The sequence below is a fragment of the Pseudomonas rosaeacicularis genome, from assembly GCF_057128745.1.
In genome coordinates, this window is sequence record NZ_JBSKHT010000002.1 from 174,947 (window position 1) to 187,510 (window position 12,564).

11 protein-coding genes are annotated in these 12,564 nt (G+C 58.4%); 7 read left to right on the forward strand and 4 right to left on the reverse strand.

Features of this window, described 5'->3' with window-relative positions:
- Positions 1 to 6: 6 nt before the first annotated feature.
- A complete protein-coding gene (locus ACWKWM_RS03275) occupies positions 7 to 1,221 on the reverse strand; it encodes an MFS transporter (RefSeq protein WP_483844728.1) in 1,215 nt (404 codons plus the stop codon).
- Positions 1,222 to 2,217: 996 nt separating this feature from the next.
- Positions 2,218 to 3,807 (reverse strand): ABC-F family ATPase, encoded by a 1,590-nt coding sequence (locus tag ACWKWM_RS03280; RefSeq protein WP_483844729.1) that lies wholly within the window; start codon positions 3,805 to 3,807, stop codon positions 2,218 to 2,220.
- A 411-nt stretch (positions 3,808 to 4,218) separates the two neighbouring features.
- On the opposite strand from ACWKWM_RS03280, the gene ACWKWM_RS03285 reads away from it, so the two are divergent.
- Positions 4,219 to 5,802 (forward strand): ABC-F family ATP-binding cassette domain-containing protein, encoded by a 1,584-nt coding sequence (locus tag ACWKWM_RS03285; RefSeq protein WP_483844730.1) that lies wholly within the window; start codon positions 4,219 to 4,221, stop codon positions 5,800 to 5,802.
- Positions 5,803 to 5,948: 146 nt separating this feature from the next.
- Positions 5,949 to 7,328: a hypothetical protein gene (locus ACWKWM_RS03290; protein ID WP_483844731.1), complete on the forward strand. Its 1,380-nt coding sequence runs from the start codon at positions 5,949 to 5,951 to the stop codon at positions 7,326 to 7,328.
- A gap of 118 nt (positions 7,329 to 7,446) precedes the next feature.
- On the opposite strand, the gene ACWKWM_RS03295 is transcribed toward ACWKWM_RS03290, so the two are convergent.
- Positions 7,447 to 7,815, reverse strand: a complete 369-nt coding sequence (locus tag ACWKWM_RS03295) for an NUDIX hydrolase (RefSeq protein WP_483844732.1) — start codon at positions 7,813 to 7,815, stop codon at positions 7,447 to 7,449.
- 141 nt (positions 7,816 to 7,956) lie between these two features.
- Positions 7,957 to 8,661, reverse strand: coding sequence for a YoaK family protein (locus ACWKWM_RS03300; protein ID WP_483844733.1), 705 nt, complete (start codon positions 8,659 to 8,661; stop codon positions 7,957 to 7,959).
- Between the two features lie 340 nt (positions 8,662 to 9,001).
- Here ACWKWM_RS03300 and ACWKWM_RS03305 point away from each other — a divergent pair, with 340 nt between their 5' ends.
- From ACWKWM_RS03305 to ACWKWM_RS03325, 5 genes are all read left to right on the forward strand, one after another.
- Positions 9,002 to 9,850 (forward strand): transporter substrate-binding domain-containing protein, encoded by an 849-nt coding sequence (locus ACWKWM_RS03305; RefSeq protein WP_483844734.1) that lies wholly within the window; start codon positions 9,002 to 9,004, stop codon positions 9,848 to 9,850.
- A gap of 64 nt (positions 9,851 to 9,914) precedes the next feature.
- A complete protein-coding gene (locus tag ACWKWM_RS03310; protein WP_483835778.1) occupies positions 9,915 to 10,577 on the forward strand; it encodes an amino acid ABC transporter permease in 663 nt (220 codons plus the stop codon).
- Positions 10,578 to 10,586: 9 nt separating this feature from the next.
- Complete coding sequence (locus ACWKWM_RS03315) at positions 10,587 to 11,249, forward strand: amino acid ABC transporter permease (protein WP_483835777.1); 663 nt, start codon at positions 10,587 to 10,589, stop codon at positions 11,247 to 11,249.
- Positions 11,246 to 12,037 carry an amino acid ABC transporter ATP-binding protein gene (locus ACWKWM_RS03320; RefSeq protein ID WP_483844735.1) on the forward strand — a complete coding sequence of 264 codons (792 nt, stop codon included), beginning with the start codon at positions 11,246 to 11,248 and terminating at the stop codon, positions 12,035 to 12,037. Before ACWKWM_RS03315 ends, ACWKWM_RS03320 begins: the two co-directional genes overlap by 4 nt.
- 36 nt (positions 12,038 to 12,073) lie before the next feature.
- Positions 12,074 to 12,463, forward strand: coding sequence for a RidA family protein (locus tag ACWKWM_RS03325; protein WP_483835775.1), 390 nt, complete (start codon positions 12,074 to 12,076; stop codon positions 12,461 to 12,463).
- Positions 12,464 to 12,564 lie beyond the last annotated feature (101 nt).

Below are 12,564 nucleotides of genomic sequence, written 5' to 3' on the forward strand. Positions count from 1 at the left end.
GTGGTTTCACACTCGCGTGTCGATGCTGGCGCGTCGCGACAACATCATCGTCAGCCCCAGGGCTGCCACCGATAACAGCGCCGCAAAAAAGAAGATCCAGCCATAACCCATGCCCAAAGCGATCGCGCCCATCAAAGGCCCGGCGATGGCCAATGCCAGATCAAAGAACACCGCATAAGCGCTCAACCCAGCGCCGCGACTGCTGTTGGGCACTTGCTTGATCGCTTCCACGCCGATGGCCGGATAGACCAGCGACAGACCAAACCCCGCAAACGCTGCGCCCAACAAGGCGATTTCCGTACTGGGCGACACCCACAGCAGCACCAGCCCGATCGTCTCAACCGCCATGCAGGTGATTGCCGAGCGATACCCGCCGAAACGGTTGATCGCGTTGATAAACAGCAGACGCGCCACGATGAAACAGATGCCGAACACGGTCAGGCACCACGCCGCGCCTTCCCAGCCACGGCTGATGTAAAACATTGTGATGAAGGTGGTCAGGGTGCCGTAGCCAATGGAGGCCAGAGTCAGGCTGAGGCCGAACGGCGCTACGCGGCCAAACACTGACCAGAACGGCATGCGCTCGCCGCGGACCACCGGTACCGAAGGTTTGTTGCGGATCAGCAGTAAGGCGCCGCACGCCATGATCGTCAACGCAAAACCCAGCGTGATGTAACCCAGACTGCCGACCATCACTACGCCCAGCGGAGCGCCAATGGCAATGGCGCCGTAGGAGGCGATCCCGTTCCAGGAAATCGAACGGGCCGTGTGTTCCGCTCCCACCTGGCCGATGCACCAACTGATCGTGCCCACGCCGATCAGGCCTTGGGACACGCCGAGGAACAAACGGGAAATGATCAGAATCGTCAGGCTGACCTGAGCCATTTCCTGGAGCAGGACTGCCAGAACAGTCAGGACGCCGCTTACGGCAATCCCGGCCAATCCATAGACAATCGCGCGCTTGGTGCCGATGTTGTCGCAGATTCGCCCGGCCACCGGGCGGCTGAGCAGCGTGGCCAGGTATTGCGCGCCGATAGTGATGCCGGCGATCACTGCACTGAAACCGAGCTGGTCATGCACGTAACCGGGGATCACGGCGATCGGCAGGCCAATGCACAGGAAGGCAATGAATGTGTAGAACACGATGGATACGATTTGCAGAGTAATTGCCATGGAGTTGGCGTTTGAGGCGGGTGTTTGCGGGGGCAGGGCGGCAGACATTGGGCTCTTCGCTGGCAGGCGGTGGGAGTGCCGTCATCATGGCGTGTGAGCACGGTAAAAGAAAGCAGCCTAACGTTAATGGCCTAACCAACTTTGAGAGTTCAGTTGGAGCGTGCTCCTTAGGTCCGCGCGCTGCCCAGGTCCCCAGTGGATGCAAAACCCGTGGGAGCGGACCTGTCCGCGAAGGGGCTGGTACATTCACCACATCCCTGTCGCCTGAAACACCGCCTTCGCGAACAGGTTCGCTCCCACAATGAATCTGCGGCGCTGCTGATTTTCGGGTTCACGTAAATCCTGTTGGAGCGAGGCTTGCCCGCGAAGCTAACGCCGCGGTTTCATCTGACATTCCGCGTCCTGAGCTTCGCGGGCGAGCCTCGCTCCAACAAGTGCCGCGTGCTGCCTAGGTCCCCAGTGGATGCAAAACCCGTGGGAGCGGACCTGTCCGGGAAGGGGTAGGTACACCCACTACATCCCTGTCGCCTGAAGCACCGCCTTCGCGAACAGGTTCGCTCCCACGATGAGTCTGTGGCGCTGCTGATTTCCGGGTTCACGTAAAATCCCGTTGGAGCGAGGCTTGCCCGCGAAGCTAACGCCGCGGTTTCACCTGACACTCCGCGTCCTGAGCTTCGCGGGCAAGCCTCGCTCCAACAAGTGCCGCGTGCTGCCTAGGTCCCCAGTGGATGCAAAACCCGTGGGAGCGGACCTATCCGCGAAGGGGTAGGTACACCCACTACATCCCTGTCGCCTGAAGCACCGCCTTCGCGAACAGGTTCGCTCCCACGATGAATCTGTGGCGCTGCTGTACTACGCCAATCCCGTAGGAGCGAGGCTTGCCCGCGAAGCTAACGCCGCGGTCTCACCTGACACAGCGCGTCGTCAGTTTCGCGGGCGAGCCTCGCTCCAACAGTATTGGGTCAGGCCTGAAGATCGGTAGCAAAGCCTGCGCCCATAAAAAAGCCCTGCTTTTAAGGCAGGGCTCTTTGATCTAGCGATGAATCAGAAAACCACGCCTTGGCTGCGCAGGTAATCGTCATAAGTGCCGCTGAAGTCGATCACGCCGCTCGGGCTCAACTCGATGATGCGGGTTGCCAGAGACGACACGAACTCACGGTCGTGGCTGACGAAAATCAGCGTGCCGGGGTAGTTTTCCAGCGCCAGGTTCAGCGCTTCGATGGATTCCATGTCCAAGTGGTTGGTCGGTTCGTCCATGATCAGCACGTTCGGCTTTTGCAGGATCAGCTTGCCGAACAGCATGCGGCCTTGCTCACCACCGGAAATCACCTTGACCGACTTGAGGATGTCATCGTTGGAAAACAGCATGCGGCCCAAGGTGCCACGAACCACTTGCTCGCCGCCTTGAGTCCAGCGACCCATCCAGTCGAACAGGTTGGATTCGTCTTCAAAATCCGAGGCGTGATCCTGAGCGTAGTAACCCAGCTCCGCCGCGTCCGTCCACTTGACCGTACCGGCATCTGGCGACAACTCGTTGACCAAGGTGCGCAGCAGGGTGGTTTTACCGATACCGTTCGGGCCGATGATCGCCACGCGCTCGCCGGCTTCAACCTGGAAGCTGAAGTCTTTGAACAGGGTCTTGCCGTCGAAGCCCTTGGCCATGCGATCAACAATAACCGCCTGACGGTGCAGCTTTTTGGTCTGCTCGAAACGAATGAACGGGCTGACACGGCTCGATGGCTTGACCTCGGCCAGCTGGATCTTGTCGATCGCCTTGGCGCGAGAGGTGGCCTGCTTGGCTTTCGAGGCGTTGGCCGAGAAGCGGCTGACGAACGATTGCAGCTCGGAAATCTGTGCTTTCTTCTTGGCGTTGTCCGACAGCAATTGCTCGCGGGACTGGGTCGCCACGGTCATGTACTCGTCGTAGTTGCCCGGGAACAGACGCAGCTCGCCGTAATCCAGGTCAGCCATGTGGGTGCACACGCTGTTCAGGAAGTGACGGTCGTGAGAGATAATGATCATCAGGCTCGAACGCTGGGTCAGAATGTTTTCCAGCCAGCGAATGGTGTTGATGTCCAGGTGGTTGGTTGGCTCGTCGAGCAGCAGCACTTCAGGATCGGAGAACAGCGCCTGGGCCAGCAAAACACGCAGTTTCCAGCCCGGCGACACTTCGCTCATCGGGCCGTTGTGCTGCTCGATACCGATACCCAGACCCAACAACAGCTCGCCGGCGCGGGATTCGGCGGTGTAGCCGTCCATCTCGGCGAATTCGGTTTCCAGCTCCGCGACCGCCATGCCGTCGGCTTCGGTCATTTCCGGCAGCGAATAAATGCGATCGCGCTCGGCCTTGACCTTCCACAGCTCTTCATGACCCATGATCACGGTATCGAGCACGGAGAATTCTTCGTAAGCGAACTGGTCCTGGCGCAATTTACCCAGACGCACGTTCGGCTCCAGCATCACCTGCCCACCCGAAGGCTCCAGGTCGCCGCCGAGGATCTTCATAAAGGTGGACTTGCCGCAACCATTGGCACCGATCAGGCCATAACGGTTGCCGCCGCCGAACTTGACCGAGACGTTCTCGAACAGAGGTTTGGCGCCAAATTGCATGGTGATGTTAGCGGTGGAGATCAATTACCTTACCTTTCAATAGCTTGGGGGTGGATGTCTTCAGTCGCGGCTGGAAATGTCAGCGCTCGACGTGTAACCACCACGGGTTTTCGATGGACCCGACAGGCAAAAAATAAGCTGCAGCGTCGACCCGTGAGGGGAGCTGCAGCTTATTGGAATTAGGGGGATGTGCCGGACAGTGGCGGCATTCTCGCATAAACGAGGGGTTTCTGCATGTTGCAGTGGAGATCTTGGATTGTCGAAGGGAAAGGTCGGATTTGATCATTCCCGCCCGGCCCACTGCGGGGCTTTTTGCATAACGCCCTCGAAGATAAACTAGGCCTACGGAGCTAGGTCGGCTGATCACTGAGCATCCGTGTTCCATTTTCAGGGAGCTGTTCAACGCCTACCGGCGCTGGTTTTTAAGGAAGCATCATGACTCAACGGTTACTCCAACTAGATCAAGTGTCGTTCAACCTGCCCGACGGGCGCGTACTGTTCGACCACTTGAACCACACCTTCAGTACCAGGGCCACTGGCATCGTTGGCGCCAATGGCTGTGGCAAGTCCTTGCTGGGCCGGCTTCTGACGGGGGAGCAACTGCCCACCAGCGGTATGGTCCGTCGCGAAGGGCAGATTTACGCCGTGGCGCAGTCACTGGAGCCGGAGCGCTATCCCACCGTTGCCGCGCTGGCCGGGGTCGATCATATTCTGGCTGCGCTTGAGCGCATTGCCCAAGGCAGTGTCGACGATGAAGACCATTCGCTGGCGGTGGATCAGTGGGATTGCGCCACGCGCCTGGAAGCGGAGCTGCAGCAGATTGGCCTGGCTCATCTGAATGCCGACGCGCGGACCTGCGCACTCAGCGGTGGCGAACGGCAACGCATCGCCCTGATGGGGGCGTGGTTATCCCGCGCCGACTGGCTTGTTCTCGACGAGCCCAGCAACCACTTGGATGCAGATCAGCAGCACAAGCTTGCGCAGCAAATCGACCGCTGGCCCAACGGCTTGGTGCTAATCAGCCACGATCGAAGTCTTCTGGAGCATGTCGGCGAGATCGTTGATCTGTCGCCGTCTGGACTGGCGGTGTATGGCGGCAACTACAGCCAATATTGGGCGACACGCGAGCAGGAGCAGCATTCGTTCCAGTTGGCATTACAGGGAGAGCGGACGCAGGCCAAGCGTGAGCAACGTGAGATGGTCGTGCAGACGGAACGTCAGCAACGGCGCAATGCCCGCGGCGACCGTCACGCCCGTGACGGTAATCAGACAAAGTTGATCACCAATGCGCAGAAAGAGCGCAGTGAAAACAGTCAGGGCAAACTACGCCTTAACCAGCAGGTTGCCCGGGAGCAGCAACAAACGCGGATCGCCGAAGCCCGTTCGAGGTGCGCCCCTGACATTCAACGCATGATGTTGTCGCCGGAAAGCGTCGTGCCCAGTGGCAAGCTGATAGTGCAACTCAACGACGTAGTGCTCCCGTTCGGACACGCGACGCCGATCAATCTGACGCTGACCGGGCCGATGCGTATAGCGCTTCTGGGTGCCAACGGCAGCGGGAAATCCACTTTGCTCCGGGTTATTGCTGGTCAACTGGCGGCGCCCGGGGGCGAACTCATCCGCAGTGGCCATATCGGTTGGCTGGATCAACACGCCGGGTTGTTGCACCCCGAACGTACGGCGGTGCAATGGCTCCACGCCAGCAATTCTGAGCTGCCCGAGGCCGAGGCACGAACTCGCTTGGCACAGATGGGCATTGATGCTGACCGTGCGGTGCTCAAGACCTGCCAGTTGAGCGGCGGCGAACGCTTGAAGATCGCGCTCGCTGCGCAGCTCTACTCACAGCGACCACCCCAGCTGCTGTTACTGGACGAGCCGGACAACCATCTGGACCTACCCAGCAGGATCGCACTTGAGCAGATGTTGGACCAATATCAAGGCGCCTTGATTGTGGTCTCCCATGACAGCGCCTTTTTGCAGGCCCTTCATCTGGACGCAGAGATTCACCTCTCACGCTAACAGCCATTGGACGAACCGCCACATCTCACCCATCCTTCAATAGTTGCCTGACTGTCAGGCCCAGTCGCGGTATTCCGATCACCCTGGAAATGGAATTCGAGCCATGAACGTTGAGCTTATCGGGTCTTGTCAGAAAGGATCGTGCGATGAGGAAGCTTCTGGTTGGTTTACTGCTACTGCTGGGCGGGTGCGTGTCCAACGCGCCTTTTCGGACCGAAGACGGCGTTGCCTGCGAGCACTGGAAGGGGTGCGGTAGTTTTTACGAAGTTCATGGCAAATATGATTTGGGCTTTGTCGAGTATTCCGAGCGAGGCAACGACTTCAACCCTGACCAAACCACCACGCTGTTGAACAAGATCACCCAGGCGTCCAATGCCGGGAACGTGGCCTTGGTGATCTTCGTGCATGGCTGGAAACACAATGCGTCTACCGAAGACAGTAACGTCGAAAGTTTCAAGGAGGCCCTTGAGCACCTGGCGATTTCCGAGGCCACTGGCAAAAAAAAACTGATCGGTATTTATATCGGTTGGCGTGGCATGAGTTTTCACGGCTTGGGGGTGGAGAACCTCACGTTCTGGGATCGCAAGGCGACGGCTGAAGAGGTCGGACGCGGCGGTGTGACCGAATTTCTGCTGAAGCTGGAGAGCATTTCCGCGGCCAGGAAGGGCAATTTCATGCTGACAGCGGGGCACAGCTTTGGCAGCGCCATCGTGCTGTCCGCCCTGAACGACACGCTGATGGAGAAAATGCTCGACCAGCAACGGGGTGAATCGGTCAAACCTTTCGGCGACGCAGTGGTGCTGCTCAATCCTGCAGTTGAGGCCGACCTGGGCCTATTGCTGAAGGAGAACAGCATGAAAGTCGGTGCTATGAAAAAGCCCGTGCCGTCACTGATGTACGTCGTCAGTTCCCGGGCTGACCTGCCGACCAATGTGGCGTTTCCTATCGGTCAGTTCCTGGGGGTTGATCTAACGTGGAATCAAACCGTGCTGTATCGAGACTACTACGGCCATACGTACCACATCGCGGAAACCAGCCTGGATCACAACACGATCGGCAACTATGACGCGTTTCGCACCGGCTACATGAGTGACGAGATTGCAGACAATTCTTCGTCGGCAAGGTATGTCGCCATCTCTAATCGGGCACAGGTTCCGGTCCAGACCTCATCCGAAATCAAGATCGCGCCTTCCGATAGAATCGGAATCTGGGGATTTGAATCTTATTGCTCGGATGATCTGGCCAAGGCGACGAAGGACAGATTTCCGTGCTTCGAAAACGACCCTGTGCAATTCATTTCGGCACCCAAAAGCTTTATCAAGGACCACAACGACGTATTCAACGACAGCGTAAAGTCGTTACTGACGGCGGCGGTGGTCAAGTCGATGTCCGAGAAGAACAATAACGTCCCGCCACGTGACTGCGCCGAAGCTGGCAAGTTTTCGTTGGGCATCTGCTTCGCTCATTACTACGATCTCAACAAGCGTATCTCTGCAGGGGAGGCGGCTAAACGCCGGGGAAACTAGGGCGTTGCCAAATCGCAGGCAAGAAAAAGCCCGCGATGGGGGGTAGCGGGCTTAAACGTACTGCGTTACGGAGCAAGTGAACAGTAACGGATCCAATGTGAAAGTTGTGTGAAGAGATTCAAGGAATCGCATTGCTCAGAAACGCTTTAACGATCGATTTCGCCGCAGGATGGACGTTCATGCCGGCCAACTGCTTGGCGGTGAACCAACGGCAGTCGGCAATCTCATTCTTGGGCGAGGGGGTAGCGATGGAGGTCACCGAGACTTCGAAGACGTGATGCATCACTTCACCCCCCGCAAATTGGGTGACGTACGCCAGCTCGTTGAGGATCAGCCCGGTTTCTTCACGCAGCTCACGCTCAGCCGCTTGTGAGGGCGTCTCGTCACTTTCCACTTTGCCACCAGGCAGCGTCCATTTCGATTTGGGCTTACGCACGTAAAGGACTTGATCCTCACGTTGGCAAATGATGGTCGCTCGCTGTTTCATACATCCTCCTGCTAGGCACGATGCTTCTGTCACAAAAAAGTAATACAACTGTAAAGAAGCATGAACGGTGCCAAAGTTCCTTTTGCGAGCCCCGTCCATCGTAATGTCGGCGCAATCTGCCCTGCCTTGAAAAAGTCTAGATCAACGGGGCATGTACCCCAGTTGCCAGCGGCGCGGGATGATCAACGTCGCGGCAGCGATGATCGCAGCAAGCAGCGCGCTGAAGTACAGCGCACTGAGCCCCAATCTTTGCTCGAGCAAGGCTCCCAATACCGCGCCAGCGAACATGCCGGTCCAAGGCACCAACTGGACTCGCCAGCCATCGCGGCGTTCCCCGACCAGCCAGCGTCCCAGGCCTCGTCCAAATCTGGACAGCGCGCCGGTCACATAAGTCAGTCCGATGGGCAAGCCGTTCACTTGTTCGACCACAGCGTTAAGCATGCCCATGGCGACGATGCCGATCAGCAGTGCGAACGTCTGCCAGGCGTGGGGCAGTGAAGCGGACACACTCAGCATTGCGGCGAGGCACAACAGCAACGTGATGGCTCGCCTGCCACTGAAGCGGCTGATGACGATTCCCAGCGCATTGCCGGCGATGAACGCCAGCACCAAAGCGCACAGCCTGCCGATCAACGACACGTCGCCGTCACTGATGGCCACCGCCAGGCGCGTCGTATTACCGCTCATAAACGACACAAAATCCCCGGTGGCCATAAAGCCGATCGCGTCAGTCATGCCCGCCAATACCGACAGGGATGCGACCAGAGCTAGCCCGACTCGGCCGCGCCACAGCCGGACGTGCGCAAAGCGATGGTTGGTTGAACGTAGTACAGGGGTCGGCAGCATTCGAACAGTCCCGCAGTGGGTCGAGTTTCAACGGCCTATTTAATAGCACAGCAATTGCCAGGCAGTGCGGCTATGGCGGTAGCAGTCGATGCGCCCTTGTGGCGCGGCGATGCACAGCTTTAGCGCCGCGTTACTGCATTTTGTGGCGAACGGTAGCGCCCGATTCCCGGCCCGTCGCACCGAGATCGCGGGTGATGCCGTTAGTGCTTTGATCCTGCTCGCTTTTATCCAGGGTGTTGTATGGCAGCTGTTCTGTGGCACACTTTCTGCAATTCATTCCGTTGTTACACACCAACTTCCGCTATAGCGGAAAAAACTAAAAATCGGCGGAGTTTTTCCCATGCAATGCAGACCTTCTTTTTTGAAAGCTTGTGCGCTCCTCTTGGCGGCAACCGCCACGATGGTCGGAACTGCACAAGCAGCTGACAGCAAACTCGACAGCGTGCTGCAGCGCGGCCACTTGGTAGTCGGCACCGGCAGCACCAATGCGCCGTGGCATTTCCAGGGCGCCGACGGCAAATTGCAGGGTTTTGATATCGACATCGCGCGCATCGTCGCCAAGGGCCTGTTCAACGACCCGAGCAAAGTCGAGTTCGTGGTGCAGTCCTCCGACGCGCGCATTCCGAACCTGCTGACCGACAAGGTCGACATGAGCTGCCAGTTCATCACCGTCACAGCCAGCCGCGCGCAACAAGTGGCGTTCACGCTGCCGTACTACCGCGAAGGCGTCGCGTTGCTGCTGCCGACCAACAGCAAATACAAAGAAATCGACGACCTGAAGGGCGCTGGCGACGGCGTTACCGTGGCCGTACTGCAGAACGTCTACGCCGAAGAACTGGTGCACCAGGCGCTGCCCAAAGCCAAAGTCGATCAGTACGACAGCGTTGATCTGATGTATCAGGCGATCAACTCCGGTCGTGCCGACGCTGCCGCCACCGATCAGTCCTCGGTCAAGTACCTGATGGTGCAGAACCCCGGCCGCTACCGTTCCCCGGCGTTCGCGTGGAGCCCGCAAACCTACGCCTGTGCCGTCAAGCGTGGCGATCAGGACTGGCTGAACTTCGTCAACACTGCGCTGCATGAAGCCATGACCGGCGTGGAATTCCCGACTTACGCCGAATCGTTCAAGAAGTGGTTCGGTGTCGATCTGCCGGTTCCGGCGATTGGCTTCCCGATGGAATACAAATAACGCGAACCGCTACTGAAGGGGCAGGGAAGGCAATCGAGTCTTCCCGTCCCAGGTACTGCTGACCATGAACTATCAGTTGAATTTTGCAGCGGTCTGGCGGGACTTTCCCAGTCTGCTGTCGGGCCTGGGGCTGGGCCTTGAGCTGGCGCTGATCTCGATTGCCATCGGTTGCGTGATCGGGCTGATGATGGCGTTCGCCATGCTCTCGAAGTTTCGCGCACTGCGCATCATCGCCTCGGTGTACGTCACGGTGGTGCGCAACACGCCGATTCTGGTGTTGATCCTGTTGATCTACTTCGCGCTGCCCAGCCTTGGCATTCGCATGGACAAGATCGCCTCGTTCATCGTCACGCTCTCGCTGTATGCCGGCGCTTACCTGACCGAAGTGTTCCGCGCAGGATTGCTCAGCATTCACAAGGGCCAGCGCGAAGCGGGACTGGCCATCGGTCTGGGCGAATGGCAAGTGCGGGCCTACATAGTGGTGCCGGTGATGCTGCGCAACGTGCTGCCAGCGCTGTCGAACAACTTCATTTCGCTGTTCAAGGACACCTCGCTGGCAGCCGCCATCGCCGTGCCGGAACTGACCTACTACGCGCGCAAGATCAACGTCGAGAGCTACCGGGTGATTGAAACCTGGCTGGTGACCACGGCGCTGTACGTTGCCGCCTGTTACCTCATCGCCATGCTGCTGCGTTACCTCGAACAGCGTCTGGCGATTCGCCGCTAGGAGGCCTGCATGTACGAACAACCTACCTGGCTGCATGAACTGTGGATCGCCCGCGAGGCCCTGTGGTCGGGCTTTTTGACCAGCATTCAGTGCTCGGCGCTGGCGATTGTCTGCGGCACCGTGATCGGCGTGTTCGCCGGTTTGATCCTGACCTACGGCACGCTCTGGTCGCGTTTGCCGTTTCGGGTTTACGTGGATCTGATTCGCGGCACCCCGGTCTTCGTGCTGGTGCTGGCCTGCTTCTATATGGCCCCGGCATTGGGCTGGCAGATCAGTGCGTTTCAGGCCGGTGCACTTGGGCTGACGCTGTTTTGCGGCTCCCATGTGGCCGAGATCGTGCGCGGTGCGCTGCAAGCCATCCCGCGCGGGCAGCTTGAAGCGGGTAAAGCCATCGGTCTGACGTTCAGCCAGTCCCTGAGCTACGTGCTGTTGCCCCAAGCGCTGCGCCAGATCCTGCCAACCTGGGTCAACTCGTCCACCGAGATCGTCAAGGCCTCGACCTTGCTGTCGGTGATCGGTGTGGCCGAGCTGCTGCTGAGCACGCAACAGGTCATCGCGCGTAATTTCATGACCCTCGAGTTTTACCTGTTCGCCGGATTTCTGTTCTTCATCATCAACTACGCCATCGAGCTTCTTGGTCGGCAAATCGAAAAACGGGTGGCCTTGCCATGACACAGACTCAAACCGCTACCGCCGCCCCGGCTTTGCTGAGCATTGAAGGGCTGCACAAATCCTATGGCCCGGTCGAAGTGCTCAAGGGCGTCGATCTGAAGATGAACAAAGGCAACGTCGTGACGCTGATCGGCTCCAGCGGCTCGGGTAAGACCACGCTGTTGCGCTGCGTCAATCTGCTGGAAGAGTTTCAGGGCGGGCACATTCGCCTCGAAGGCCAGGACATCGGTTACAGCGACGTCAACGGCAAGCGTGTGCGCCATCCGGAAAAGGTCATCGCTCAACACCGCGCCATGACCGGCATGGCGTTCCAGCAGTTCAACCTGTTCCCGCACATGAGCGCGCTGCAGAACGTCACCCTTGGCCTGCTCAAAGTCAAAAAGATGCCCAAGGATCAGGCAGTGGCCCTGGCCGAAAAGTGGCTGGATCGGGTGGGCTTGCTGGAGCGTCGCAATCACTTTCCCGGTCAGCTTTCTGGTGGTCAGCAGCAGCGGGTTGCGATTGCCCGCGCCATTGCCATGAACCCCAGTCTGATGCTGTTCGACGAAGTGACCTCAGCCCTCGACCCGGAGCTGGTCGGCGAAGTGCTGAGCGTGATCAAGGGGCTGGCCGAGGAGGGCATGACCATGTTGCTGGTGACCCACGAAATGCGCTTTGCGTATGAAGTGTCGGACCAGATCGTGTTCATGAATCAGGGCCGCATTGAAGAACAGGGGCCGCCGAAGGCTTTGTTTGAACAGCCCAAATCAGCGCGGCTGGCTGAATTTCTCAAGAACATTCGTTTTTAAAAACGCTTTTTACCGCTCAATCAAAGGAGATTTCTCATGAGCATTACTCGTTACGGCGCTGGTAGCACAGCAGGTGGCGGTCAGCCACGGCCTTTCGCTCGCGCGGTCGAGGCAGACGGTTGGCTGCATGTTTCAGGGCAGGTGCCGGCAGTGGATGGCGAGATCATCAACGGCGGGATTATTGAACAGACCCGCCAGACCATGGAAAACCTGGTGGCGATCCTGACCGAAGCCGGTTACGAACTCAAAGACGTGGTACGCGTGGGCGTCTGGCTGGAAGACCCTCGGGATTTCTGGAGCTTCAATAAAGTCTTCGGCGAATACTTCACCCCCGAACACGCCCCGGCCCGCGCATGCGTGCAAGCCAACATGATGGTGGACTGCAAGGTCGAGATCGATTGCATTGCTTATAAAAAGAAGCCGTAAGCATGGCATAACCCTGTAGGAGCGAATTTATTCGCGAATCGGTGTCTTGGCCGCTGAATATGATTCGCCTGTACCGGCCTTTCGCGAATAAATTCGCTCCT